This is a genomic window from Pseudomonas sp. Z1-12 (assembly GCF_051132015.1).
Classification (GTDB): domain Bacteria; phylum Pseudomonadota; class Gammaproteobacteria; order Pseudomonadales; family Pseudomonadaceae; genus Aquipseudomonas; species Aquipseudomonas zanjanensis.
In genome coordinates, this window is record NZ_CP071647.1 from 4,872,584 (window position 1) to 4,896,922 (window position 24,339).

The 24,339-nt window shown below is 62.8% G+C and carries 23 protein-coding genes; 3 read left to right on the forward strand and 20 right to left on the reverse strand.

The window, feature by feature from the left end; all coding sequences use genetic code 11:
• Position 1: 1 nt before the first annotated feature.
• Positions 2 to 529, reverse strand: a complete 528-nt coding sequence (locus J3P85_RS21000) for a YceD family protein (protein ID WP_003204262.1) — start codon at positions 527 to 529, stop codon at positions 2 to 4.
• A gap of 105 nt (positions 530 to 634) precedes the next feature.
• Between J3P85_RS21000 and J3P85_RS21005 the strand changes: the two genes are divergently transcribed.
• A complete protein-coding gene (locus tag J3P85_RS21005; protein WP_434703323.1) occupies positions 635 to 1,213 on the forward strand; it encodes a Maf family protein in 579 nt (192 codons plus the stop codon).
• A gap of 139 nt (positions 1,214 to 1,352) precedes the next feature.
• Here the strand turns inward: J3P85_RS21005 and J3P85_RS21010 are convergent, their stop codons facing one another.
• The 3 genes from J3P85_RS21010 to rluC are packed head-to-tail and all read right to left on the reverse strand — an operon-like array spanning position 1,353 to position 3,970.
• Entirely contained in the window at positions 1,353 to 2,342 is a 990-nt protein-coding gene (locus tag J3P85_RS21010; protein WP_434703325.1) for a S49 family peptidase, read from the reverse strand.
• Positions 2,343 to 2,361: 19 nt separating this feature from the next.
• Positions 2,362 to 3,024 (reverse strand): HAD-IA family hydrolase, encoded by a 663-nt coding sequence (locus J3P85_RS21015; RefSeq protein WP_186707189.1) that lies wholly within the window; start codon positions 3,022 to 3,024, stop codon positions 2,362 to 2,364.
• Positions 3,014 to 3,970: a 23S rRNA pseudouridine(955/2504/2580) synthase RluC gene (gene rluC, locus J3P85_RS21020; RefSeq protein ID WP_060743156.1), complete on the reverse strand. Its 957-nt coding sequence runs from the start codon at positions 3,968 to 3,970 to the stop codon at positions 3,014 to 3,016. The genes J3P85_RS21015 and rluC overlap by 11 nt, the downstream gene beginning before the upstream one ends.
• Before the next feature lie 699 nt (positions 3,971 to 4,669).
• On the opposite strand from rluC, the gene rne reads away from it, so the two are divergent.
• Positions 4,670 to 7,867: a ribonuclease E gene (gene rne / locus J3P85_RS21025; protein ID WP_434703326.1), complete on the forward strand. Its 3,198-nt coding sequence runs from the start codon at positions 4,670 to 4,672 to the stop codon at positions 7,865 to 7,867.
• An 854-nt stretch (positions 7,868 to 8,721) separates the two neighbouring features.
• Here the strand turns inward: rne and J3P85_RS21030 are convergent.
• The 12 genes from J3P85_RS21030 to J3P85_RS21085 form a co-directional block, all read right to left on the reverse strand.
• Positions 8,722 to 9,312 carry a nucleotidyltransferase family protein gene (locus J3P85_RS21030; RefSeq protein WP_434703328.1) on the reverse strand — a complete coding sequence of 197 codons (591 nt, stop codon included), beginning with the start codon at positions 9,310 to 9,312 and terminating at the stop codon, positions 8,722 to 8,724.
• 20 nt (positions 9,313 to 9,332) lie between these two features.
• On the reverse strand, positions 9,333 to 10,304 hold the full coding sequence (locus J3P85_RS21035) for an XdhC family protein (protein WP_013694000.1): 972 nt from the start codon (positions 10,302 to 10,304) through the stop codon (positions 9,333 to 9,335).
• Positions 10,304 to 12,619, reverse strand: a complete 2,316-nt coding sequence (locus J3P85_RS21040; RefSeq protein ID WP_434703329.1) for a molybdopterin cofactor-binding domain-containing protein — start codon at positions 12,617 to 12,619, stop codon at positions 10,304 to 10,306. Before J3P85_RS21040 ends, J3P85_RS21035 begins: the two co-directional genes overlap by 1 nt.
• Positions 12,616 to 13,086, reverse strand: a complete 471-nt coding sequence (locus J3P85_RS21045) for a (2Fe-2S)-binding protein (RefSeq protein ID WP_053123841.1) — start codon at positions 13,084 to 13,086, stop codon at positions 12,616 to 12,618. The genes J3P85_RS21040 and J3P85_RS21045 overlap by 4 nt, the downstream gene beginning before the upstream one ends.
• 266 nt (positions 13,087 to 13,352) lie before the next feature.
• Positions 13,353 to 14,372 carry a UDP-N-acetylmuramate dehydrogenase gene (murB, locus tag J3P85_RS21050; protein WP_434703331.1) on the reverse strand — a complete coding sequence of 340 codons (1,020 nt, stop codon included), beginning with the start codon at positions 14,370 to 14,372 and terminating at the stop codon, positions 13,353 to 13,355.
• Positions 14,369 to 14,833: a low molecular weight protein-tyrosine-phosphatase gene (locus tag J3P85_RS21055; protein WP_186707183.1), complete on the reverse strand. Its 465-nt coding sequence runs from the start codon at positions 14,831 to 14,833 to the stop codon at positions 14,369 to 14,371. Before J3P85_RS21055 ends, murB begins: the two co-directional genes overlap by 4 nt.
• Positions 14,833 to 15,597: a 3-deoxy-manno-octulosonate cytidylyltransferase gene (gene kdsB / locus J3P85_RS21060; protein WP_434703333.1), complete on the reverse strand. Its 765-nt coding sequence runs from the start codon at positions 15,595 to 15,597 to the stop codon at positions 14,833 to 14,835. Before kdsB ends, J3P85_RS21055 begins: the two co-directional genes overlap by 1 nt.
• Positions 15,594 to 15,779 carry a Trm112 family protein gene (locus J3P85_RS21065; protein WP_003179363.1) on the reverse strand — a complete coding sequence of 62 codons (186 nt, stop codon included), beginning with the start codon at positions 15,777 to 15,779 and terminating at the stop codon, positions 15,594 to 15,596. The genes kdsB and J3P85_RS21065 overlap by 4 nt, the downstream gene beginning before the upstream one ends.
• Positions 15,780 to 15,802: 23 nt before the next feature.
• Positions 15,803 to 16,813, reverse strand: coding sequence for a tetraacyldisaccharide 4'-kinase (gene lpxK / locus J3P85_RS21070; protein ID WP_434574749.1), 1,011 nt, complete (start codon positions 16,811 to 16,813; stop codon positions 15,803 to 15,805).
• The gene (locus J3P85_RS21075; protein ID WP_207964794.1) at positions 16,813 to 17,241 is read right to left on the reverse strand and encodes a biopolymer transporter ExbD; all 429 of its coding nucleotides are present in this window, start codon (positions 17,239 to 17,241) and stop codon (positions 16,813 to 16,815) included. The genes lpxK and J3P85_RS21075 overlap by 1 nt, the downstream gene beginning before the upstream one ends.
• The gene (locus tag J3P85_RS21080; protein ID WP_024616893.1) at positions 17,238 to 17,873 is read right to left on the reverse strand and encodes a MotA/TolQ/ExbB proton channel family protein; all 636 of its coding nucleotides are present in this window, start codon (positions 17,871 to 17,873) and stop codon (positions 17,238 to 17,240) included. Before J3P85_RS21080 ends, J3P85_RS21075 begins: the two co-directional genes overlap by 4 nt.
• Positions 17,874 to 17,968: 95 nt before the next feature.
• Positions 17,969 to 20,215 (reverse strand): DNA internalization-related competence protein ComEC/Rec2, encoded by a 2,247-nt coding sequence (locus J3P85_RS21085; protein WP_434703335.1) that lies wholly within the window; start codon positions 20,213 to 20,215, stop codon positions 17,969 to 17,971.
• Between the two features lie 145 nt (positions 20,216 to 20,360).
• Here J3P85_RS21085 and J3P85_RS21090 point away from each other — a divergent pair, with 145 nt between their 5' ends.
• Positions 20,361 to 20,876, forward strand: a complete 516-nt coding sequence (locus J3P85_RS21090; RefSeq protein ID WP_046063671.1) for a DUF2062 domain-containing protein — start codon at positions 20,361 to 20,363, stop codon at positions 20,874 to 20,876.
• 199 nt (positions 20,877 to 21,075) lie between these two features.
• Here J3P85_RS21090 and J3P85_RS21095 read toward each other — a convergent pair whose 3' ends face one another.
• The 4 genes from J3P85_RS21095 to J3P85_RS21110 form a co-directional block, all read right to left on the reverse strand.
• Positions 21,076 to 21,855: an ABC transporter permease gene (locus J3P85_RS21095; protein ID WP_411387542.1), complete on the reverse strand. Its 780-nt coding sequence runs from the start codon at positions 21,853 to 21,855 to the stop codon at positions 21,076 to 21,078.
• A gap of 2 nt (positions 21,856 to 21,857) precedes the next feature.
• A complete protein-coding gene (locus J3P85_RS21100; protein ID WP_434703336.1) occupies positions 21,858 to 22,790 on the reverse strand; it encodes an ABC transporter ATP-binding protein in 933 nt (310 codons plus the stop codon).
• A gap of 136 nt (positions 22,791 to 22,926) precedes the next feature.
• Positions 22,927 to 23,550, reverse strand: coding sequence for a glutathione S-transferase family protein (locus tag J3P85_RS21105; protein ID WP_434703338.1), 624 nt, complete (start codon positions 23,548 to 23,550; stop codon positions 22,927 to 22,929).
• Positions 23,551 to 23,594: 44 nt separating this feature from the next.
• Positions 23,595 to 24,254 (reverse strand): transglutaminase-like domain-containing protein, encoded by a 660-nt coding sequence (locus tag J3P85_RS21110; RefSeq protein ID WP_434703340.1) that lies wholly within the window; start codon positions 24,252 to 24,254, stop codon positions 23,595 to 23,597.
• Positions 24,255 to 24,339 lie beyond the last annotated feature (85 nt).

The following is a 24,339-nucleotide window of genomic DNA, read 5'->3' on the forward strand; positions in this document are numbered from 1 at the left end:
CCTAAACGTTTGGGTCACGCTTTAACTGCGCCAATACACTGAACGGGTTGGACCGCGTTACCTCGTCCTCGCTCGGTTCGGGCTCATCTGCTCCCGCCGGCTGCTGGCATTCTTCCGGATGATGAGCAGGCACAATGGGCAAGGCGAGCAGAAGCTCCTCCTCGATCAGTGACTGCAGATCCAATGGATCTTCGCCCAGTTCCAGCACGTCATAACCTTTCGGCAACGACTGGGTATTCGCACCCTCCTTCACCACGGCGTAACTGCATTCGCTGTGGATCGGCAGGGTGACCAGCTCAAGACAACGCTGGCAAACCATTTTGACTTCGGTGTCGATAAAGCTGTGGATAACCACAGATTTACGTTCATCTCGTTCAAAAACGAATTTGGCCTGGACCGTACCGACATCGTCGGAAAGCGGGTCGCAGAGTCTCTTCAAATCGGCCAGCAGCAGTTCACCTTGAAGGGTGGTGCCACGGTCAGCCAATTTGCGCGGGTCAACGTGAGGTGGAATCGGGTCATTCAACATAGGCGCAGCATTATAGGGATGCCCCCAGCCATGTCAAAGGAAATTCAGCCCTGTCCGTCACTTGCGTGCCTCGCTAGAATTCACCCCTGCCTCCTGGAGACGTCCATGCTGCCTTTATTACTTGCCTCGAGCTCGGTCTATCGCCGGGAATTGCTTGCCCGCCTGGGACTGCCGTTCGTCTGCAGCTCACCCGATATCGACGAAAGCCATCGCCCCGGCGAGCCCGCCGTCGAGCTGGTCAAACGCCTGGCCCAAGAAAAAGCCCTGGCGCTGGCCGACAGCCATCCGGCCCACCTGATCATCGGCTCAGACCAGGTCGCCGTGCTCGGCGAGCGCATCCTGGGCAAACCCCACACCTTCGACAATGCTCGCGAGCAACTGCTGGCCGCCAGCGGCACCAGGGTCACGTTCCTGACCGGCCTCGCACTGCTCAACAGCCAGACCGGCGCCTGCCAGGTCGATTGCGTTCCGTTTACCGTCAACATGCGCACCCTGGATCCTGGGCGCATTGAACGCTACCTGCGCACTGAACAACCCTACGACTGCGCTGGCAGCTTCAAGGCCGAGGGGCTTGGCGTAAGCCTGTTCCAGAGCACCGAAGGGCCGGACGCCACCAGCCTGATCGGGCTGCCGTTGATTCGTCTTGTGGATATGTTGCTGGTCGAGGGCTTGCAGGTTCCCTAGCGCTAAAATCCGTGGCGAGGGAGCTTGCTCCCGTTCGGTTGCGCAGCGACCGCAAAATCTGGGGCCGCTTCGCAGCCCAGCGGGAGCAAGCTCCCTCGCCACAGGGGAACTTGCACCCACTATATCGATCGCGAGACGCCTAGCGCAACGCAGGCCCCTGGAACCCCATCCACATCGCCAGGTGCTGGGCGACACTGGCACCCAGCTTCTTCGAGAAGCGGTCGATCGGTGACTCTTCGACGGTGAAATCCACCAACTCTTTCTCACCAATCACATCCCGAGCCACGGAACTGGCGCTGCCCAGGCCATCGATCAAGCCCAGCGGCAACGCCTGCTCGCCCGACCAGACCAGCCCGGAGAACAACTCTGGATGCTCTTTGTCTTTCAGGCGCTCGCCCCGCCCTTTCTTGACGCTGGCGATGAACTGTTTGTGGGTGGTGTCGAGCACGCCCTGCCAGAACGCCGTTTCCTCAGGCTTTTGCGGCTGGAACGGATCCAGGAAGGATTTGTGCTCGCCCGCGGTATAGACCCGACGCTCCACCCCAAGCTTGCCCAGCGTCTCGACAAAGCCATAACCGGCCGCCGTCACGCCAATGGAACCCACCAGGCTGGCCTTGTCGGCATAGATCTGGTCCGCCGCACTGGCGATGTAATAAGCACCGGAGGCGCCGAGATCGGCAATCACCGCGTAGAGCTTGATGTCCGGGTGCGCCGCACGCAAACGAACGATTTCGTCATAGACGTAGCCGGCCTGTACCGGACTGCCGCCCGGGCTATTGATGCGCAGCACCACCCCTTTGACTTTCGAGTCTTCGAACGCAGCTCGCAGGCTACCGATGATGTTGTCCGCGCTGGCCGCTTCCTTGTCGGCGATCATGCCTTCAATATCGATGACCGCCGTATAGGCTGCACCGCCTCCCGGACTCGTTTTCCCGTCAACCGCCTGGTAGATCATCGCCAAGCCGAAAAACAGATAGATAAAGACCAGGCACTTGAAGAAGATCCCCCACCGGCGCGCACGACGCTGCTCTTCCACCCCGGCCAGCAGGGTCTTTTCCAACAGCTTCCAGCTTTTTTCGTCACCGTTGTCAGCGCTCGCTTTGGCCGGTGCCTTCCATTCATCGGTCATACATGCATCCTCAACAGACTTAATCAGCGCGCCGGCTCAGCCAGGCGTGCAATTCAGGAAAATGGTCGATCGCCAGTCGCGGTTCGAACGCCTTGAGCGCCTCGATGGACTGCGCACCATAGCTGACAGCCACCGAACCCATGCCGGCGTTACGCGCCATCTGCAGGTCGAACGAGGAATCCCCCACCATCAACGCCTGCGCAGGCTCCACCCCACAATGGGCCAGTATCTGCTCGAGCATCAACGGATGCGGTTTGCTGGCCGTCTCATCGGCGGCACGAGTGATGTCGAAATAATCATCCCAACCATGGGCCTTCAATACCCGATCCAACCCCCGACGAGCCTTGCCGGTCGCGACCGCCAAGCGATAACCCTCGCCTTTCAAGGTTTCAAGGGTATGAACCACGCCCTCGAACAACGGCGAAGGCTCAGCCTCCAGCGCGATGTAGTGATCGGCATAGTGCTGGCGAAAAACCACCAGCGCATCGTCATCGATATCCGGGTACAAGCTGCGAATCGCTTCCGGCAATCCCAGGCCGATGATGCCCTTCACTGCAAAATCGTCGCACCGGGCCAAACCCGAACGATCCGATGCGACATGCATCGCTTCGACAATCCGACCAACAGAGTTCGCCAGAGTGCCGTCCCAATCGAAGATCAGCAATTTGTAGTCAGGATGCACTCAACCGCTCCACGGTCTTGGCCCACATGTCATCCACCGGGGCCTGCAACTTCAGCTCGCCACCATCGGGCAGCGGCACGGTGAGCATATAGGCATGGAGAAACAGGCGCTTGCCGCCCAGGTCGCGGATTTCCTTGGTGAAATCGTCGTCGCCGTATTTGCTGTCACCGGCAATGCAGTGGCCGGCGTGCAGGGTATGGACGCGGATCTGGTGCGTACGCCCAGTCACCGGCTTGGCCTCGACCAAGGTGGCGAAGTCGTCGAAACGGCGCAATACCTTGAACACCGTCAACGCCTCCTTGCCCTCCTCGTTGACTTCCACCATGCGCTCGCCGGAACGCAGGTTGCTCTTGAGCAGCGGCGCACGGACCTGCTTGATGGAGGTCTCCCAGCGCCCCCGCACCAGCGCCATGTAGCGCTTGTCGACACCATCGCCGCGCAATTGCTCGTGCAGGTGGCGCAACATGCTGCGTTTCTTGGCAATCATCAGCAGGCCGGAGGTGTCGCGGTCGAGGCGATGGACCAGCTCCAGTTCCTTGGCGTCCGGACGCAACTGACGAAAGGCTTCGATCACGCCGAAATTCAGGCCGCTGCCGCCGTGGACCGCAATGCCCGCGGGCTTGTTGATCACGATCAGGGCCTTGTCTTCATAGACGATCGAGGCTTCAAGGCGTTGCAACAATCCCTGGGCCAGGGGCACCGGTTCATCGCGCTCGGGCACGCGAACCGGGGGCACGCGCACGATGTCGCCGGCCTGGAGCTTGTATTCAGGCTTGATCCGACCTTTGTTCACCCGCACTTCGCCTTTGCGCAAAATGCGGTAGATCAAGGTCTTGGGCACGCCTTTGAGCCGGGCCAGCAGGAAATTATCGATTCGTTGGCCGGCATATTCCGGCGAGACCTCGAGCAGTTGAACGCCAGGGGTCGAAGGGGCAGTAGTTGTCATGGCGGCGATCATAACAATTTTTTATGGAATTGAAGAACTTAATCATTGCTGCTATAGTCGCGAACGCCGCCAAAAGTGGCTGGACAGTGGACCAGCGGTCAAAAACCGGCCCTGACCAACGCAATTCACGAGGACGAGAGGCCGTCCTACGGGGCTTTCGCTACGTAACGGTAGAGTTTTCAGGTGTAACGAGCGCAGGTGACATGAGGCCTGAGATACGCCGCAAAGCAGAGTTTTGACTCGCCTTGCGCGCCACATTCACGGCCAGTTCACAAAGTGCAGTCAGCTGCGAACGACCCCGAGCGAGAGCTTCGGAAACAACGCCTAAATTAGCCATGATGCGTGACCTCCCCTTCCGGAGCTCACGGTAAATGCCAACCCGCTGCGGATTCTGCGCGCGGCAGCACCCGAATTATCAGGGATACGTGTAGGGTGGAGACGTACAACCGTCGGACTGTGTAGCACTAGGCTTATATTTAGACGCTTCATCTCGTCCACAGACGCCGGTTGATTCCTCCTCCTGACTGAGTGCTTGAGTACCAGCAAGCAGGACGCGTCCGTCGCGACTTCGCCATCATTGGGCCGAACTCGCTGGACACTGGAATGGCCTTGCCACCTCCAGGACGCACCTGACACCGACCGTGAGAAGTCGTGTGTGCCGAACGCCGTTTCCGGCAGCCCGGAAACCGACGGTACTACATGAAAAGAATGCTGATTAACGCAACTCAACCCGAAGAGTTGCGTGTTGCACTGGTAGACGGCCAGCGCCTCTACGACCTGGATATCGAATCCGGTGCACGCGAGCAGAAGAAGGCCAACATCTATAAAGGCCGGATTACTCGCATCGAACCAAGCCTTGAGGCTGCCTTTGTCGATTTCGGCTCCGAGCGCCACGGCTTCCTGCCCCTCAAAGAAATCTCCCGCGAATACTTCAAGAAGGCCCCCGAAGGCCGCGTCAACATCAAGGACGTCCTGAGCGAAGGCCAGGAAGTCATCGTTCAGGTCGAAAAAGAAGAACGTGGCAACAAGGGCGCCGCCCTGACCACCTTCATCAGCCTGGCCGGCCGTTACCTGGTCCTGATGCCGAACAACCCGCGTGCCGGCGGCATCTCCCGTCGCATCGAAGGCGAAGAGCGCAACGAACTGCGTGAAGCCCTCAATGGCTTGGTCGCACCGGCCGACATGGGCCTGATCGTGCGCACTGCTGGCCTGGGTCGCAGCAGCGAAGAAATGCAGTGGGACCTCGATTACCTGCTGCAACTGTGGACCGCCATCAAAGAAGCCTCGCTGGATCGTTCCGCGCCGTTCCTGATCTACCAGGAAAGCAACGTGATCATCCGCGCCATCCGCGATTACCTGCGCCAGGACATCGGCGAAGTGCTGATCGACAGCGTCGAAGCCCAGGACGAAGCCCTGACCTTCATTCGCCAGGTGATGCCGCAGTACGCCAGCAAGATCAAGCTCTACGAAGACAGCGTTCCGCTGTTCAACCGTTTCCAGATCGAAAGCCAGATCGAGACCGCCTTCCAGCGCGTCGTCGAACTGCCGTCCGGCGGCTCCATCGTCATCGACCCGACCGAAGCCCTGGTGTCCATCGACATCAACTCGGCGCGCGCCACCAAAGGCAGCGACATCGAAGAAACCGCCCTGCAGACCAACCTTGAAGCGGCCGAGGAAATCGCCCGTCAGTTGCGCCTGCGCGACATTGGCGGCCTGATTGTCATCGACTTCATCGACATGACCCCGGCCAAGAACCAGCGCGCCGTGGAAGAAAAGGTCCGTGAATGCCTGGAAGCCGACCGTGCCCGCGTCCAGGTCGGTCGTATCTCGCGCTTCGGCCTGCTGGAAATGTCCCGTCAGCGCCTGCGTCCATCCTTGGGCGAAAGCAGCGGCATCGTTTGCCCGCGTTGCAACGGCACCGGCATCATCCGTGACGTCGAGTCGCTGTCCCTGGCGATCCTGCGCCTGATCGAAGAAGAAGCCCTGAAAGACCGCACCGCCGAAGTTCGCGCCCAAGTGCCGATCCCGGTGGCCGCGTTCCTGCTCAACGAAAAACGCAACTCGATCACCAAGATCGAACTGCGCACCCGCGCCCGTATCGTCATCCTGCCGAACGATCACCTCGAGACGCCGCACTTCGAAGTGCAGCGCCTGCGCGATGACAGCCCGGAAGCCCACACCAACCAGTCCAGCTACGAAATCGCTGCTGCCGCTGCCGAAGTGGAAGAAGTCCAGCCGGCCGCCGCCACTCGCACCCTGGTTCGCCAGGAAGCCGCAGTCAAGACCGCACCGGCCCGCGCCAACGCTCCGGTTCCGACCGAAGTGGTTGCGCCGGTTGCCGCCCCGGCCGCAGCCCCGGAACCCAGCCTGTTCAAAGGCCTGGTGAAGTCGCTGGTCAGCCTGTTTGCAACCAAGGAAGAGCCTGCTGCCCCGGCCGCCGTCGCCAAGCCTGCCGCTACCGAGCGTCCGGCCCGCAACGAAGAACGCCGCAACGGTCGCCAGCAAACCCGCAACCGCAACGGTCGTCGCGACGAAGAGCGCAAGCCTCGCGAAGAACGTGCACCGCGTGAAGAACGCGCGCCACGTGAGCCGCGTGAAGAACGCCAGCCGCGCGAGGCCCGTGAGGAAGCGCCAGTCGTAGCCCGCGAAGAACGCGCACCGCGTCCGCCGCGTGAAGAACGCCAGCCGCGTGCACCGCGTGAAGATCGCAAGCCACGTGGCGAGCGTGAAGAGCGCGTTCGCGAACTGCGCGAGCCACTGGATGCCGCCCCGGCCGTGGCTGCTGCCACTGCTGAAGAGCGTCCGGCTCGCCCGCCTCGTGAAGAACGCGCGCCGCGTCCGCCACGTGAGGAGCGCCAGCCTCGCGCTGAGCAGGCAGCCGCCGCTGCCAGCGAAGAAGAAGTGCTGAACGCCGAAGAGCAGTTGCAGGAAGACGGCCAGGACACCGCCGAAGGTGATCGTCCACGCCGCCGCTCCCGTGGCCAGCGTCGTCGCAGCAACCGTCGTGAGCGTCAACGCGACGCCAACGGCAATGTGATCGAAGGTTCGGAAGAGTCCGAGTCCAGCGAAAACGCCGAAGCGCCAAGCGCTGCGGACCTGGCCGCCGGCCTGGCCGTGACGGCGGCCGTTGCCAGCAGCGCGATCAGCGCTCCGGCCGAAGCCCAGGCGCACGAACAAGCCGAACGTGCCACCGCTGCGGTGGAAAGCGCGCCGGTTGAAGCGCCTGCGGTCGAAGCCACCACCCCGGTAGAAGCCACCGCTTCGCCAGAAGTGGAACTCGCACCGACGCCTGAAGCCCAGCCCGAAGCTGAAGCTGAAGTCGCCGCCGAGCCTGCACCGGTCGTCGAGACGCCAGTGGTGGCTGCCGAACCGGTCGTCGAAGCACCGGCCGAAGAAAAGGCACCCGAGCCTGTCCGCGAAGAGCAGACAGCGTTCAACTGGGCCGCCGAGCCAGCCGCACCGGCACCGGTTGTCGAGCCTGAGCCGGCACCAGAGCCCGTAAAAGCGGTCGAGCCAGAAGTGGTCGAGCCTGCTCCAGTGGTCGAAGCGCCCGTGGTTGCCGAAGCCCCTGCCCCGGTGGAAGAGCCTGCACCGGCCAGTGCCCTGACCGCGAATGGCCGCGCACCGAACGATCCACGTGAAGTGCGTCGTCGCAAGCGTGAAGCCGAGCGTCTGCAGAAGGAAGCCGAACAAGCTGCCGCTGCCGCCGCTCAAGCGCCTGCCGCCGAGCCAGCTCCAGTCGTGGAAGAAGTCGCCGAGGCAGCCCCTGCCCCGGTCGCCGAGGCCCCGGTTGAATCAGCTCCGACGCTCGACGAACCTCAGCACGTCGCTGAGGAAATCGCACCGCGTCACACTGAAGCCCTGGAAAAAGAGCACGAGCCTAAACCTCACGCCTGATTCCACCGCCCAGTAAAAAGCCCCGCCTGGTAACGCCAGGCGGGGCTTTTTTATGCCTGCAGACTTATCCACAGGGGAACTGGGCCGGAGCCGAAGTTCCAATGTGGGAGCGAGCTTGCTCGCGATGGCGTCGGCTCAGCCTGCATCAATGTTGAAGGCCAAACCGCTATCGCGAGCAAGCTCGCTCCCACAATGGACTCGTGGCGAGCACGATACCTGAGAGCAACTCGGAAAAAATGTGGGAGCCGAGCTTGCTCGCGATGGCGTCGGCTCAGCTTGCATCAATGGTGAATGCCAGGCCGCTATCGCGAGCAAGCTCGCTCCCACAATGGACTCGTGGCGAGAACAATACCTGAGAGCAACTCGGAAAAAATGTGGGAGCCGAGCTTGCTCGCGATGGCGTCGGCTCAGCTTGCATCAATGGTGAATGCCAGGCCGCTATCGCGAGCAAGCTCGCTCCCACAATGGACTCGTGGCGAGAATAATACCTGAGAACAACTCGGAAAAAATGTGGGAGCGAGCCTGCTCGCGATGGCGTCGGCTCAGCTTGCATCAATGGTGAATGCCAGGCCGCTATCGCGAGCAGGCTCGCTCCCACAATGTTTACTGTTGATCAATCTGTGCCGTGATGGCTGGGAAGCTTTTGTGGCGAGGGAGCTTGCTCCCGCTTGACCGGGCTGGCGCTCCAGTGCGCAGCGCTCATCGCTTTTTTGGGGCCGCTGCGCGACCCAGCGGGAGCAAGCTCCCTCGCCACAGGACCGTGCTGTTCCCAGAAACCTTGTGGGTATCCACCATCACTGCAAATTGACCCTCCGCCCTCGCGAGCTTGCTCCCAAAGGGTTTTGCGTCGCCTGTTATTTGTAGGTCAGGGCCTCTGGCACATCGACATCCCACGTCACGCCTGGATCGTCCACCGGTACTTCGACCACCTGCGCCCCGGCAAACAATGCCTTGGCGCCACGATCTCCAGTCAAGGCCATCAATTTCGGGCCAAACCCACGACCAAACCCCACCGGATGCCCGTACTCCCCTGCCAGGACCGGCACGCTGATCCCATCCTCATGAATCCCCGCCGCCACCTGCTCGATGCTCGACGGCAAGATGAAGGGCATGTCGCCCAGCACTATCAGCCAGCCATCAAGATCAGGGCAGGCCTGGACACCTGCGGCGATGCTGTCACCCAGGCCGGGGGAGTCCAGCTCCACGAAATCGCATCCATACGCCTGGGCCATGCGTATGGCTTGTGGCCGGTCCTTGCTCGTCACCAACACACGCTTTTCCAGGGAGGCCGGCAGGTTCACCAGCACCTGCTCGATCACCGACCGCACGGCACCGTCACGCCCGGTGCAATCGGCGAGCAATTTATCCTTGTCGGCACCTGCAATCCGGCGGAAACGGCTACCCGTTCCCGCTGCCAGGATGATCACGCCAATCGACTCACCCATACGTCCTCCTTGCCCATGGCTTACAGCGGCTTTTTCTGCCGCAGCTCCACGCCATTCTTGATGGCCACGATTTCCGCCAGCAACGACAAGGCGATTTCCGCCGGGGTGTGACTGCCGATGTGCAAGCCAATCGGTCCATGCAAGCGTTCAATGGCCTCTGCTGACAAGCCTAGCTGAGCCAGGTTGTCCCGGCGCTTCTGGCTGTTGACCCGCGAACCCAGGGCGCCGACATAAAAAGCCTTGGAATCCAGCGCCGTGAGCAGCGCCATGTCGTCCAGGCGTGGGTCATGGGTCAGGGCCACAATGGCCGTGCGCTCGTCGGTCTGGATGCTCAGCACGGCTTCGTCGGGCATGCCGGAGACGAAGCGCCCATGCTGCTCCTCCCAACCGTAGACGAACTCCTTGCGCGGATCGCAGATCAGCACCTCGAAATCCAGTAGCCGAGCCATTTCCGCCACGTAGCGCGACAGCTGTCCGGCACCGATCAGCAGCAGCCGCCATCGCGGGCCGTAAATGGCCCGCAACACCTGCCCATCGAACACCAAAGCGTCGGTCTTGCTGGCCGGGGTCAAGACCACGTTGCCGCTGGCGACGGTCAGCTCACGGGCAACGATTTCATGGGCCTCGCAACGCTCCAGCAACTGGGCGACCCAGTGCGGATCGCCCACCCGCTCTTCGGTCAGGCGCAGGGTGCCACCGCACGGCAGGCCGAAGCGCGCCGCCTCTTCGCGAGTAACGCCATAGGTGATCAGTTGCACCGGCGGACCGTCCGCCGGAATGCGGCCGTCGTGCAACCGGGCGATCAGGTCATCCTCGACACAACCGCCCGACACCGAACCAATCACCACGCCATCTTCACGCAGGGCCAGCATCGCCCCCGGCGGCCTGGGCGCGGTGCCCCAGGTCTGGACCACGGTGAACAACACCACCCGCTGCCCGGCGCGACGCCATTCAAGCACGCTGCGCAAGACATTCAGATCGACGCTGTCCATCAGGCCTTGGCCTGTTGCCAGCCTTGCAGCTGATAGCGCACAGGCAGGTTACGGATACGCTTGCCCGTGGCGGCGAAGATCGCGTTGCACAAGGCTGGCGCAATCGGCGGCACGCCCGGCTCGCCGACACCGCCCAACGGCACCTCGCCCGGCGGCGTGACCAGATGCACCGCCACTTCCTTGGGCGCCAGGGACATGCGCGCGATTTCATACATATGGAAGTTGTCCTGCTGCACCTTGCCGTCCTTGAAGCTGATCTCGCCCACCATCGCATTGCCCAGGCCCATGACACAGGCGCCTTCGAACTGTGAGCGGATGCGTTCGGGGTTGATCTGCGGACCGCAGTCCACGGCGATGTCCGCCTTGTGCACGATCACCGTGCCGTCGTCCTTGACCTCGACTTCAATCGCCGCCGCCACGTAGGTGACGAAGCTGTAATGCACCGCCAGCCCCAACCCTCGGCCCTTGGGCAACTCGCGCCCCCAACCGGCAGCCTTCGCCGCGGTTTCCAGCACCGTGCGGATCCGCGCCGTATCGATCGGATAACGCTCGGGGGCTTCGCCGTAGTTCCAACTGTCATTGAGGCTATTCGGATCGATCTTGCGGTCCGGGCCCAGCAGCTTGAGGTGGTACTTCAGCGGATCCTGGCCGGCCTTGTGGGCCAACTCGTCAATAAAGCTCTGGATCGCAAAACCATGGGGAATGTTCGACACCGAGCGGTACCAGCCCACCCGGGTATGGGCCGCCGCCTCGGGGTTTTCCAGGCGCAGGTTGGCAATGGCGTAGGCCATGTTGGTCACGCCCATGCCCACTTCGAACGGCGCCTCGTGGGTCATGCCCGGTGCAAACAATGCGGTGATGGTCGGGGCCACGGTGCGATGCAGCCAACCGGCAGGCATGCCGTCCTTGTTCAAGCCGGCCTTCAGGTATTCGGCCGACACGGTGTGGAAATACGAGTGGTGAATATCGTCCTCACGGGTCCACTGCACGCGTACGGCCTGGCCGGGAAATTCCTTGGCGAGCACCGCCGCTTCGACGACAAAATCGGGTTTCGACTTGCGTCCGAAACCGCCGCCCAACAAGGTGATATTCACCGTGACCTTCTCGAAAGGAATGCCCAGGCGCTCAGCGACACGTTCACGAGTGACCTGCGGCGCCTGGCTCGGGGCCCAGGCCTCGCATTGGCCGTCCTTGAACCGGGCGGCGGCAACCATCGGCTCCATAGGCGATTGCGACAGGTGCGGCAAGTAATACGATGCCTCCAATGTTGAATCAGCCTTGGCCAGCGCATCGTCGAGGTCGCCGCTGCTGCGCACGACTTTTCCCGGCTTGAGGGCCGCCGCTTCCAACTCCTTGCGATAGGCAATGGAGTCGTAACCGGCATTCGGGCCGTCGTCCCACTGGATCTTCAGGGCCTCGCGGCCCTTGATCGCCGCCCAGGTGTTCTTCGCCACCACCGCCACACCGCCCAACGGCTGGAACTCCGAGGGCAGCGGTCGCCCTTCAATCGACACCACCTTGACCACGCCCGGCACCTTCAACGCCGCGCTGCTGTCCACACTCTTGACCTTGCCGCCATAGACCGGCGGACGCGCGATGACGGCATAGAGCATGTCGTCAAAATGCACGTCAGCCCCGAAGACTGCGCGACCGTTGACGATGTCCGCGCCATCAATGGCCCGGCTCGCTTCCTTGCCGATATAGCGGAACTCGGAGGGTTGTTTGAGGCGCAGGCTGTCACGGCCCGGCACTGGCAAGGCGCTCGCGGCAGCGGCCAACTCGCCATAGCCCAGTTCGCGCCCCGAAGGCTGGTGCACCACTTCATGCAGCTGGGCACGGCATTCGCCTACTGGCACCTTCCACTGTGCAGCGGCGGCCAGTTCGAGCATGGTCCGGGCGGCGGCCCCGCAACGGCGCATCGGCTCGTACCAGTGACGCATGCTGCGCGAGCCGTCAGTGTCCTGGTTGCCGAAACGCGCTTCATCGGCCGGCGCTTGCTTGACCTTGACGAGTGCCCAGTCGGCTTCCAGCTCATCGGCCACGACCATGCTCAGGCTGGTGCGCACGCCCTGGCCCATTTCCGAACGGTTGCAGATCACGGTCACGCTGCCATCGGCGGCAATGCTCACATAGACCTTGGGATCGTCGACCGCGCCATGGGGCATGCCCTCGGCGCCGAATTTCTTCTCTTCGGCAAAGGCCTCCGGCAGGCCCCACGTGGCCGCCAGCACCAGCACACCGGTGGCGCTCGCGCCCTTGAGGAAACCACGACGGCTGAGGTTGCTCAGCACGAAATCATCGGGCAAGCGGCTCATGCCTTGGCCTCCTTCAGGTGAGTGGAGGCTTGGCGGATCGCGGTCTTGATCCGGTTGTAGGTGCCGCAGCGGCAGAGATTGCCGACCATGGCTTCCTCGATCTGCTCATCGCTCGGGTTGGGGTTGGTCTTGAGCAGCGCCGTGGCGGACATGATCTGCCCGCCCTGGCAGTAACCGCACTGGGCCACGGCGGTATCGAGCCAGGCCTTCTGGACGACTTGCCCGACCGGGTCGGCGTGAAGCCCGTCGATGGTGCTGATGGCCTGCCCTTTCACCGAGCCGATTGGTGTAATGCAGCTGCGGGCCGGGGCGCCGTCGATGTGGATGGTGCAGGCGCCGCACAGGCCCATGCCGCAGCCGAATTTGGTGCCGTTGTAGCCGGCCACATCCCGGATAGCCCAGAGCAGCGGCATGTCCTCGGTCACATCCAGTTGATGGTCTTTTCCATTGAGTTTCAGGGTAATCATGGGCACGCCCGCACAGTGATCGAATGATGGGGTCGAGCAATCTGCCGCTGGGTTAGCGGTTCGGTTCGCGCAGACTGGCTCAGGCTGATCAGGCTCTCTTATGCAAGCGCACGCAGGCGTCTGCATCGGGCCTTTTGGATGCGATGGTCGCATCGTCAGGAGGCTAAATTAACCCAGGATCAAGCAAAACGCCCTGCACAATCCTGCACAAATGATCGTGTGCAGGGTGTGCAGGGCGTTTTTTCAGGCGATTGCGAGAAGGCCGCTCAGTACCGATTGGGTTCCATTTCCAGCTCGACCTGGAAACGTTCGGCAATGTCTTTCTGGATGCGCAGGGCCAGGTCCAACAATTGCGGGCCGGTAGCGTTGCCGTAGTTGACCAGCACCAACGCCTGCAACTTATGCACCCCGGCATCGCCCTCGCGAAAGCCCTTCCAGCCGGCCCGTTCGATCAGCCAGCCAGCAGCGATTTTCATCTGCCCGCCAGGCTGTGGATAAGCCACCAGGTCGGGGTATTGCTGCTTGAGATGGGTCACGTGCGTGGCCGGCACCAGCGGGTTCTTGAAGAAGCTGCCGGCGTTGCCCAGCACGGCCGGGTCGGGGAGTTTTTCGCTGCGGATGCTGCAAATGGCCCGGCTCACATCCGTGGGCGTCGGCTGATCGATGCCCTGTTCGGTCAATCGCTGGCGGACCGGACCGTATTCCAAGTGCAAGTGCGCAGCGCGACTTAGGGCGAAACGCACCCGCAGGATCAACCAGCGCCCGGCCTGTTGCTTGAACAGGCTGTCGCGGTAAGCGAAACGGCATTCTTCGAGGGTGAACTCGTGCAATTCGCCGCTCTGGCGATCCAGCGCGGTGAGGCCGGCGAAGACATCCTTGATCTCCACACCGTAGGCGCCGATGTTTTGCATCGGTGCCGCGCCCACAGTACCGGGAATCAGGCTGAGGTTTTCCAGGCCCGACCAACCTTGCGCCAGCGTGTGCTGGACGAAGGGATGCCAGGGTTCCCCGGCTTCGGCCTCGACCACCACCCGCTCGCCGTCATCACTGAGCAGGCGGATCCCCTGGCTGGCCATGCGCACCACCAAGGCGTCGATGTCGTCGGTCAGCAACAAGTTACTGCCGCCGCCGATCACTAGCAACGGCACGCCATGGTCACTGGCGTAGGCCAGCGCCTGGCGTACATCGGCGTCGCTGTGGGCTTCGGCGAACAAGCGGGCGCTGACGTCCACGCCAAAACTGTTGAAGGGCTTGAGACTGACGCCCGCCCGCACCTGCAAGGTCATAACCGCCCCTTCAATTCGATTACCAGGCGATCCGTGGCGCGCTCGATCAAATCCAGCACCTGCTCGAAGCCCTGCTCGCCGTCGTAGTACGGGTCCGGCACATCGTCGAGTTCGGCTTCGTAGCGCCGCAGGAACAGATCCAGTTCGGCCCTGCCCTTCGCCGGTTGCAGGGCCTGGAGATTGCGCAGGTTGCTGCTGTCCATCGCCAGGATCAGGTCGTAGGCGGCGAAATCGGCGCGCGTCACCTGTTGCGCGCGCTGGGCCGACAAGTCGTAGCCACGCCGCAGGGCGGCGGCCTGGCTGCGCTTGTCCGGGGCCTTGCCGACGTGCCAGTCACCGGTGCCGGCGGAAGCGACTTCCACCTGTCCGGCCAGCCCGGCCTCGCGCAACTTGTGGCGCAAGATGCCTTCGGCGGTGGGCGAGCGGCAGATATTGCCGAGGCAGACAAACAGGACCCGCATCAGGCCTCCAGCAGGCGACGAACGCGCTCGAGGTCTTCGGCGGTGTCGACACCGGTCGGCGGGGCGATCAACGCATCGGCGACATGGATCCGCACGCCATGCCACAAGGCCCGCAGTTGTTCCAGCGCTTCAGTGTTTTCCAGCCAGCACGGGCCCCAGGTGACGAAGTCCTGGAGGAAACCGGCGCGGTAGGCGTAGATGCCGATGTGACGGCGGTACGGCACGCCTTCTGGCAGCACGTCGCGGTCTTGGGCGAAGGCATCCCGCGCCCAGGGCAACGTCGCGCGGCTGAAGGTCAACGCCAGGCCATTGAGGTCGCTGACCACCTTGACCACGTTGGGGTTGAACAAGGTCTGCACATCCTCGATCGGCTCGGCCAGGGTGGCCATGCGCGCTTCGGTGTGGGCCGCGAGGTTGGCGGCGACCTGATCGATCACGCTCGGCGGGATCAACGGCTCGTCACCTTGCACATTGACGACGATCGCGTCGGCGGCCAGACCAAGCTTCGCCGCGACTTCCGCCAGGCGATCGGTGCCAGAATTATGGTCTTCGCGCGTCAGTACGACCTCGGCGCCAAAGTCTTTGCAGGCCTCGACGATGCGCGCATCGTCTGTCGCCACCACGACGCGCTGGGCGTTGCTTTTGCAGGCCTGTTCCCAGACATGCTGGATCATCGGCTTGCCGGCAATCGACAGCAGCGGCTTGCCGGGCAGGCGCGTCGAGGCAAAGCGCGACGGAATGACAACGGTAAAGGCGGTAGTCATTTATCCAGGCGCTCGTCGGTGGTCAGGGTGCGGGCTTCGCTTTCGAGCATTACCGGGATGCCGTCGCGAATCGGGTAAGCCAGGCCGGCGCCCTTGCTGATCAGTTCGGTCTTGTCGGCGCTGAGCTTGAGCGGGCCTTTGCAGACCGGGCAGGCCAGAATATCGAGCAGTTTGGTGTCCATGGAATTCCCCTGGGTAAAAGGTGTTAAGGCAAGAGCCGATCCGGCAACAGGCGCATCAACTGCGTATCGAACCAGGCCGCAAAGGCCGGCGACGGCGCGGCGTCCACCGCCAGGTACCACCAGTCGGGCGCGGCGAAGGCACGGCATTTGACCGCGTCTTTTTCCGTCATCACCACCGGCAGGGATGGCGTGAAATTCAAGGCCTGGGCGCTGTATTCCGCATGGTCGGCAAACCCGTGCGGTATGGGCCGCCAGTGTAGCGTTTCGAGGGTCTTGAAGAAACGCTGGGGATTGCCGATGCCGGCCACGGCGTGCAAGGCCTGGCCGGATGGAAAATGGTCGAGGGGACGGCGCTCGCCGCTCGCCAGGTTCACCAGTTCGGTGGGACGCAGTTGGAAGGCGAAGCCGTCTTCGCGGTCGGCACTGGCACCGTTGTACAGCACGGCATCGACCGATTGCAGGCGCTCCACCGGCTCGCGCAATGGCCCGGCGGGCAGGCAACGTCGGTTGCCGAGGCCGCGGGCGCTGTCGATCAGCACCAGCTCAAGGTCCCGGGCCAACCGATAATGCTGCATGCCATCGTCGGACAGGATCAGGTCCAGCGGTTCGCTCTCCAGCAGCGCCTGGACCGCGCGACTGCGATCAGGGTCGATCATCAGCGGCACGCCCGTGCGCTGGACGATCAACAGCGGCTCGTCCCCCGCGACATCGGCGCCCTGCTCGGCCGCGACCCGCCACGGCAGTTGCGGCGGCTTGGCACCATAGCCCCGGCTGACCACCCCGACCCGCAGGCCACTGCGCTGGCAGTGCTGGATCAGCCACAGGATCAACGGCGTCTTGCCGGTGCCACCAACAGTGATATTGCCCACCACCACCAACGGCACGGGCGGCTGGTAGATCTGGCCTTCACCTGCCAGGAAACGCTCGCGCTTGCCCACCACCACCCGCCGGTACAACCACTCCAGTGGGCGCAGCAGGGTCAGGGCCGGGTGACCGTCATACCACGCGGCAAGCAATCGATCGGACATGGCCATCAGGGTGCCGGAGCCGCCTCGACCGTGGTCATGCGCAGATGGCTGAAACCGAGCTTGCCGGCCGCGTCCATGGCGGTGATCACCGATTGATGAGGGGTCTTGCCGTCGGCGCTGATGGACAGCGGCAGGTTGGTGTCGCCGCCAGACTCTTTCTGCAAGGCCTCGATCAGGCTCGCCAGGTCGCTCTTGGGCAGCAATTGGTTGTTCACCGAAAACGCCCCTTCGGCGCTGATAGTGACTTCCAGGTTCTTGAGTTGCTGGTCTTCGGCCGGCGAGCCGCTGACGGCTTCCGGCAACTCAACCTTGAGCTGGGTTTCCCGGGTGAACGTGGTGGTCACGACGAAAAACAGCAGCAGGATGAACACCACGTCGATCAGCGACGCAAGGTTGATTTCGATGTTTTCCCGGGGCTTGCGGCGGAATTTCACTTCTTGCCCCCAGCCAGGTCCACGTCACGGTCACCCTGCACCACCTCGACCAGTTTGATGGCTTCCTGCTCCATGCCCACCACCAACTCGTCCACACGGCGTTGCAGGAATCGATGGAAGAACACCGCCGGAATACCGACCATCAGGCCAGCGGCGGTGGTGATCAGGGCCTTGGAAATACCCCCTGCCAGTACGGCGGCGTTGGTGGTCATGCCGGAACCGGTAAATGCGCTGAAGATGTCGATCATGCCCAGCACCGTACCCAGCAGGCCCAGCAGCGGGGACATGGCGGCGATGGTGCCCAGGGTATTGATGTAGCGCTCCAGTTCATGGATGACCCGGGCGGCGGCCTCCTCGATGCATTCCTTCATGATCTCGCGACCATGCTTGGAGTTCGCCAGGCCAGCCGCGAGGACTTCCCCCAGCGGCGAACTGGCCCGCAGCTCCTTGAGCTTGTCCTTGTTCAGCTGCTTGTCCTTGATCCAGACCCAGACCTGCCCGAGCAGATGCTCCGGGGTCACGCGGCTGGCCCGCAGGGTCCACAGGCGTTCGGCAACGATACCCAGTGCCGCGATGGAACTCAGAATGATCGGCAACATCATCCAGCCGCCGGATTTGACCAATTCCCACACAGTGACTGCCCCCTCGAAAAAGTGCGCCACTTTATCACACAGACTCGCCTTGCAGACCCGCTCCGCCGATAAGCGCATCCGTCGATTGCCCTGGATCAATGTTGCCGCGGTGGCCCGACGCCGGGCGGATCGCGCCAGTAGCGTCGGTGCCCGGCCTCGGTGCGCGGCAACTCGAACGCGCCCAGTTGCAGACGAATGGCTCCCTGCTCGGCGCTGTCGTAAATCGCCAGGCCCGAGCGGCGGTACCGTGCCATCACTTGGGGATGGGGATGGCCGAACGCGTTGCCCTGCCCTCGGGAGATCAGCACCGAATGCGGCTTGAGGCGCGACAGCAAGGCCATCGACGACGAGCTGCGGCTGCCGTGATGAGGCGCGGCCAACCACTGGATCGGCAGCGCCAAGGCTTCGTCGAGCAGGGCGCGTTCGGCGTGGGTGTCGATATCGCCGGTCAGCAGCAAGCGTTCGCCGCCGGCCTCTACCAGCAGGACGCAGGACTTCTGGTTGCTTTCGACGGCAGAGGCCCAGCGCCACAGTTCGAACCCGACGCCATCCCACTCCCAACGCCTGCCGCTGTCGCAAGGCCCGGCCTGCAATTGCTCAGGCAGCGCGTCGGGATCGCCACTGATCACTTCCATCGTCGGCAATCCCTTGCGCACGGCGCGGGCGCCTCCGGCATGATCGGCGTCGGCATGGCTGAGAAGCATCAGGTCCAAGCCGTGCACGCCGAGTTTACGCAAGGTCGGCAGCACGACACGTTCGCCCACATCGGCCTCGCCAAAACGCGGCCCGGCGTCGTAAAGCAAGGTGTGATGCCGGGTGCGTACCAGCACCGCCAGTCCTTGGCCGACGTCCAGTTGCCAGACCTCGGCGTGCCCTGGCGGCAGGTTCTCTCGCGGCGGGAACACCATCAGCAAGACCATCGGCCACCCCAGCAAGCGCAGCGGCACCCCTTTGGGCAATAGCAGCAGAAATGCCCCCAGGGCGGCGATACCCAAGGCCCAGGACGGGACCGCAACCGGCACCCAGGCGGGCAATCGCCCAGCCACCAACGCCAGCCCCCTGAACAGCAGATCGAGTAAACCGCCTGCGATCCACAGCAGCCCTTCACCGATGAGCGGCACTGGCAGCAACGCCGTGCCGAGCAGCGCCGGTGGCAAGACCAGCAGGCTGATCCACGGCACCGCGAACAGGTTCACCAGCGGTCCGCTGAGGCTGACCGGCAAGCCCACGATCAACAGCAGCGGACACAGGCCGAGCGCAATCAGCCACTGGGCTCGGGTCCAGGTTTGCCACCAGCGCCAGGGCCCCAGGCGAGCACCAAAGGTGAACATCAAGATGGCGACGGCCGCGAACGACAACCAAAATCCCGGCCGCAGGCTGGCGAGCGGGTCGAACACCAGCACCCCGGCGAAGGCCAGCAGCCAGGCCCACCAAGGATCAGGCTGCTTGAAGCGCAAGCGCCACAGCAACACCAGGCCGATCATCGCGCAGGCCCGTCGCACCGGCACCTCGAACCCGGCGAGCAAGCCGTAGCCCAGGGCGGCGCAAAAGGCCAGCGCACAGGCCCAAGGCAACCACGCGAGCCCCGCCGGCCAAAGGCCATAACGCGCCGCGCCGGCCACCAACAGGTACACCAGGCCGGCAAGCAGGCCGATGTGTTGCCCGGAAATCACCAGTAAATGAACGGTGCCGGTGTCTTGCAACACCTGCCAATCCTCGCGACTCAGCCCGCCACCGTCGCCCAGGACCAATGCCGCCAGCGCACCGGAGCGGCCGTAGGCATCGACCTGTGCCAGCGCCTGGCGCACCTCGTCACGCCAGGCGCCCCGGGCCGCTTGCAGGAGACGCCCTTGCTTGATCGTCCCGGTCGCGCCGATACCCCGGCTCAACAACCAGGCGGCATAATCGAAGCCGTGCGGGTTCAGCAACCCGGCGGGTCGCTTGAGCTTCACTGCCAATCGCCAGCGTTCGCCGCTGTTGACGGGCGGGCCACCAAACCAGGCGAGGCGCAGCGTTTTCGGTAACCGGGTACGACGTGATTGGACATCGGCCAGTTCGAAGCGCACCACGCCGTCGCCCTGTTGCGGCAAACCGACGACGCGCCCTTCGACCCAGCGGGTTTCTCCGTCCAGGGTAGCGGGCAACCGTTCGTCCAGCGCCCACTGCGCCGACAGGCAGGCCCAGGCCAGCCCGAACAGGAAAAAACCCAGCGGGTAGGTTCGAAACGGCAACACCATCAACGCCAGCAGCGGCATGGCTGCAACCAGCCACAACGACGGCAGTGCCGGTAAAAAAATCGGGGCCACCAGCCCCAATGCAAGCGCGACTAATCCTGTGCGCATAACCCGTCCTTGAGAGTGCCCCCTTCAGGCATAGACGGTTCGCGGCACCGCTGGCGTTATCAATTGTCACAAAGTCTGAATCTGCCAGCCGTAGAATCCAGACATACTTGCGGCTTTAATTGCGTTGAACCGACCGAGAAGCCTTATGCCCCGGCGCCTATTCAAACGTTACATGCCAGACCCAGAGAGCATTCGGGAACATAAGTCCTTACGTTTTCTCGGTACCCTGCTGCACGATCCCAATCTTTGGCACCTCAATCGGCACTCAGTGGCGCGGGCGATGGCCGTTGGCCTGTTCGCCGCGTTCCTGCCGATCCCGTTGCAGATGTTGCTGGCCGCGGCGCTGGCCGTTACGGTGCGCGGCAATATGCCGATTGCGGTGAGCCTGGTGTGGCTGACCAACCCGATCACCATGCCAGCGGTGTTTTTCTGCACCTACCAGACCGGCGCCTGGTTGATGGACGTACCCGCCCGGACGCTGCCCGAAGAACTGACCTGGGAATGGATCAGCGGCCAGTTGTCCACCTTGTGGCAACCGTTCCTGCTGGGCTCGGTGGTGACCGGCCTGGTGCTCGGCGCCCTGGCCTACTTCGTCACCATGAGTTATTGGCGCTGGTGGGTGGCGCGGCAGTGGCGGCGGCGCAAGAAAAGCCGGATGTGAGATGCACAAAGGCCTCCTGGGAAGGGAGGCCTTTTTTGTGGTGCATTGACTGCCCCCTGTGGGAGCGAGCTTGCTCGCGAAAGCGGTGGGTCAGCTTGCATTGGTGTTGAATGTACCGCCGCCATCGCGAGCAAGCTCGCTCCCACACTGGATCTCTAGTGAACACAAATTTTGTGCCCTCCCACAGAGGAGTTCGGGGTCAGGTCCGCATCCCGCGCCCGCTGACCAGCAACCGCGCGCAGCCGATGTAGAGCACCACGGTCGCCACCAGCATGAAGGTGATGGCGATGCTGATCTTGATGTCCGACACACCGAGGATGCCGTAGCGAAAGGCGTTGACCATATGCAGCACCGGGTTGGCCAGGGACACGGTCTGCCAGAACGGCGGCAGCAGGGAGATCGAGTAGAACACCCCGCCCAGGTAGGTCAGCGGCGTGAGCACGAACGTCGGGATGATGGAGATGTCATCGAAGTTGCGTGCAAACACGGCATTGATGAAACCCAGCAGCGAAAAGATCGTGGCCGTGAGCACCACCACCAAGACCGTCACCCCCAAGTGATGCACCTGCAGATCGGTGAAGAACAACGACAGCAGCGTCACGATCAGGCCCACCGCCAGGCCGCGCAGCACGCCGCCCAAGGTGTAGCCAACGAGGATCGTATGGGGCGACACCGGCGACACCATCAACTCTTCGATCGAACGCTGGAACTTGCTGCCGAAGAAGCTCGATACCACGTTGCCGTAGGAGTTGGTGATCACCGACATCATGATCAGCCCCGGCACGATGTAGTCCATGTACGTGAAGCCGCCCATGTCGCCGATCTGCCGGCCGATCAGGTTACCGAAGATCACGAAGTACAGGACCATGGTGATGGCCGGCGGCAGCAGCGTCTGCGGCCAGATCCGCATGAAGCGGCGGACTTCACGGTAGACGATGGTATTGAGGGCGATGAGGTTGGGGCGCAGTTCGGAACTCATGCTCATACCGCCACCTTCGCCAGATTTTTCTCCACCAGGGACACGAACAACTCCTCGAGGCGATTGGTTTTGTTGCGCAAGCTCAGCACTTCAATGTTTTGCAGGGCCAGTTGGGTGAACAAGCCTGTGATGCCCGCGGCTTTGTCCACTTGCACTTCCAGGGTGTGGCTGTCCACCAGGCGAGCCGGATAACCGATGAGCTGGGGGGCGGTCGCCAAGTCGCCTTTGAGGTCCAGCAGGAAGGTCTCCACATGCAGTTGGCTGAGCAACTGGCGCATGCTGGTGTTCTCGACGATGGTGCCGTGGTCGATGATGCCGATGTTGCGGCACAACTGCTCAGCCTCTTCCAGGTAATGGGTGGTGAGGATGATGGTGATGCCTTTCTGGTTCAGCTCGGTCAGGAAGCTCCACATCGAACGACGCAGCTCGATGTCCACGCCGGCGGTCGGCTCGTCGAGGATCAGCAGGCGCGGCTCATGTACCAACGCGCGGGCGATCATCAGTCGACGTTTCATGCCGCCGGACAGCGAGCGGGACGGCACGTCACGCTTGTCCCACAGGCCCAGTTGGGTCAGGTACTGCTCGGCGCGCTCGTTGGCGATCTTCGGCGGGATGCCGTAGTAACCGGCCTGGGTCACGACGATGTCGAAGGTCTTTTCGAACTGGTTGAAGTTGAACTCCTGGGGCACCACGCCGATGCAGCGCTTGAGGGCTGCGGGCTCGCGGTCCAGGTCATGACCAAAGACATTCACCGTGCCGCCGGTCTTGTTCACCAGGGTGGAAAGAATGCCGATGGTGGTGGATTTGCCGGCACCGTTAGGGCCGAGCAAGGCGAAGAAATCACCTTCGGCGACATCCAGATCGATACCACTCAGGGCCTGGAAACCGTTGCCGTAGGTTTTGGTTAACTGCCGGATGGACAGAGCGGAACTCATATCGGATTACGCACCAAGAAGGGAGGGAAGAAAAGAATAGATAAGGGCGGGCGGCGAGCAATACAACCACGGCGCACGAAGGCAATGGTGCTTGGCGTCGCCGCACAAGTACAGTCAAGTGTGTCGATAGTAAGTATTAAGTCAACGCGGTCATGACGGCCTTGCGGTAGGCCGCACGCTCCTGCAACCGCGCGTACCAGGCCTTCACACCAGGCCGCTCGGCGCGCTGGATGGGCATCTCGAACCAGGCATAAATGAAACTGCCCAGGGGAATGTCGCCCATGCCGATTTCATCACCCGACAGGTAAGGCTGCTCGCTCAAGGTCTGCTCGACCATCGCCAGCAAGTCGTCACATTCCTGGATCGCCGCATCGATGGCCGCCCAGTCCTGTTGTTCGGCCGGGGTACGCAAGACGCCCCAGAACACCGTGCGAAACGGTGCCGCAAAGCTGGATGTGGTCCAGTCCATCCACTTCTCAGCCTGGGCCCGTGCCTGCACGTCAGCCGGATACCAGGCCGAGCCCGACGCATGGCGCGCCGCCAGGTAACGCACGATGGTGTTGGATTCCCAAAGTACGAAGCCGTCGTCTTCGATCATCGGCACGCGGCCGTTGGGGTTTTTCGCACGGTACTCGGGCGTGTCCACCACACCGAATGCCCCGCCGGCATCGATGGCCTCGTAGGCCAGCCCCAACTCTTCTGCGCACCACAACGCCTTGCGCACATTCGATGAATTTTTCCGGCCCCATATCTTCAGCATCACGGCGTCCTCGATGGATAAATGCCGCAGCAGCATACGCCGGATCAGGCGCGACTCAAATCGCCCTGCATGTCGCCGAGCAAGAGCGGCACCTGCGCGCCGAACAGGTGCGGATAGCATTTTTCCAGGTGTTCGAAGAAGAAGACCTCGGGCACATCGGCGAACTGGCCGTGCTCGGTGACGTACTCCATCAGCTTCGCCCCTTGCCGATTGAACGGGTGGAAGACGCTGTCGTGGCGACCGTCGAACTCCAGCGGGGCCACATCGAACAACTCGCACAATCCTTGGTTGAAAGCCGGCGTGGCCTTGACCCAGCGGTCGTTCAGGTACAGCTCGGTATAACCGTGCATGGCAAACACGTCGCTCCTGAGCAATGCCAGCAGGCGCGGCGTAGACAGGTGATTACGGACGTCCGCCAGGCCAATACGCGCCGGGATGCCGCAATGCCGGGCACAGCCGGCCAGCAAGGTGGCCTTGGGCACGCAATAGCTTTCGCCTGCCATCAACGCGTAACTGCCCCGCAGGGTCGCCGGGTCACGGCTGAAGGTGTAGGGGTTGTAGCGCACCGCCTCGCGCACGGCGTAATACAGGCTGACCGCCTGAGCCAGCGGGTCGCGATCGGCGCCGCGGTGGGTTTCGGCGAAGTCGATGACCGCGGGGTGGTCGCTGTCGATGAAGCGGCTGGGGTTCAGGTATTGCTGCATAAAAGGAAGACCTCTTGGGAGACATCACCGCTGGTATGCCGAACCAGATCCTTGTGGCGAGGGAGCTTGCTCCCGCTGGGCTGCG

What these genes read in the sequence shown, in the direction of transcription:
- J3P85_RS21030 (WP_434703328.1), bottom strand. Translation starts at nt 9,312, where the DNA reads ATGGGTGAGTCGATTGGCGTGATCATCCTGGCAGCGGGAACGGGTAGC.
- J3P85_RS21045 (WP_053123841.1), bottom strand. Translation starts at nt 13,086, where the DNA reads ATGATTACCCTGAAACTCAATGGAAAAGACCATCAACTGGATGTGACC.
- J3P85_RS21065 (WP_003179363.1), bottom strand. Translation starts at nt 15,779, where the DNA reads ATGGACACCAAACTGCTCGATATTCTGGCCTGCCCGGTCTGCAAAGGC.
- J3P85_RS21035 (WP_013694000.1), bottom strand. Translation starts at nt 10,304, where the DNA reads ATGGACAGCGTCGATCTGAATGTCTTGCGCAGCGTGCTTGAATGGCGT.
- J3P85_RS21095 (WP_411387542.1), bottom strand. Translation starts at nt 21,855, where the DNA reads ATGAGTTCCGAACTGCGCCCCAACCTCATCGCCCTCAATACCATCGTC.
- rluC (WP_060743156.1), bottom strand. Translation starts at nt 3,970, where the DNA reads ATGACAACTACTGCCCCTTCGACCCCTGGCGTTCAACTGCTCGAGGTC.
- J3P85_RS21055 (WP_186707183.1), bottom strand. Translation starts at nt 14,833, where the DNA reads ATGCGGGTCCTGTTTGTCTGCCTCGGCAATATCTGCCGCTCGCCCACC.
- J3P85_RS21085 (WP_434703335.1), bottom strand. Translation starts at nt 20,215, where the DNA reads ATGCGCACAGGATTAGTCGCGCTTGCATTGGGGCTGGTGGCCCCGATT.
- J3P85_RS21110 (WP_434703340.1), bottom strand. Translation starts at nt 24,254, where the DNA reads ATGCAGCAATACCTGAACCCCAGCCGCTTCATCGACAGCGACCACCCC.
- J3P85_RS21105 (WP_434703338.1), bottom strand. Translation starts at nt 23,550, where the DNA reads ATGCTGAAGATATGGGGCCGGAAAAATTCATCGAATGTGCGCAAGGCG.
- J3P85_RS21090 (WP_046063671.1), top strand. Translation starts at nt 20,361, where the DNA reads ATGCCCCGGCGCCTATTCAAACGTTACATGCCAGACCCAGAGAGCATT.
- murB (WP_434703331.1), bottom strand. Translation starts at nt 14,372, where the DNA reads ATGACCTTGCAGGTGCGGGCGGGCGTCAGTCTCAAGCCCTTCAACAGT.
- J3P85_RS21100 (WP_434703336.1), bottom strand. Translation starts at nt 22,790, where the DNA reads ATGAGTTCCGCTCTGTCCATCCGGCAGTTAACCAAAACCTACGGCAAC.
- J3P85_RS21000 (WP_003204262.1), bottom strand. Translation starts at nt 529, where the DNA reads ATGTTGAATGACCCGATTCCACCTCACGTTGACCCGCGCAAATTGGCT.
- kdsB (WP_434703333.1), bottom strand. Translation starts at nt 15,597, where the DNA reads ATGACTACCGCCTTTACCGTTGTCATTCCGTCGCGCTTTGCCTCGACG.
- J3P85_RS21040 (WP_434703329.1), bottom strand. Translation starts at nt 12,619, where the DNA reads ATGAGCCGCTTGCCCGATGATTTCGTGCTGAGCAACCTCAGCCGTCGT.
- J3P85_RS21005 (WP_434703323.1), top strand. Translation starts at nt 635, where the DNA reads ATGCTGCCTTTATTACTTGCCTCGAGCTCGGTCTATCGCCGGGAATTG.
- J3P85_RS21010 (WP_434703325.1), bottom strand. Translation starts at nt 2,342, where the DNA reads ATGACCGATGAATGGAAGGCACCGGCCAAAGCGAGCGCTGACAACGGT.
- rne (WP_434703326.1), top strand. Translation starts at nt 4,670, where the DNA reads ATGAAAAGAATGCTGATTAACGCAACTCAACCCGAAGAGTTGCGTGTT.
- lpxK (WP_434574749.1), bottom strand. Translation starts at nt 16,813, where the DNA reads ATGGCCATGTCCGATCGATTGCTTGCCGCGTGGTATGACGGTCACCCG.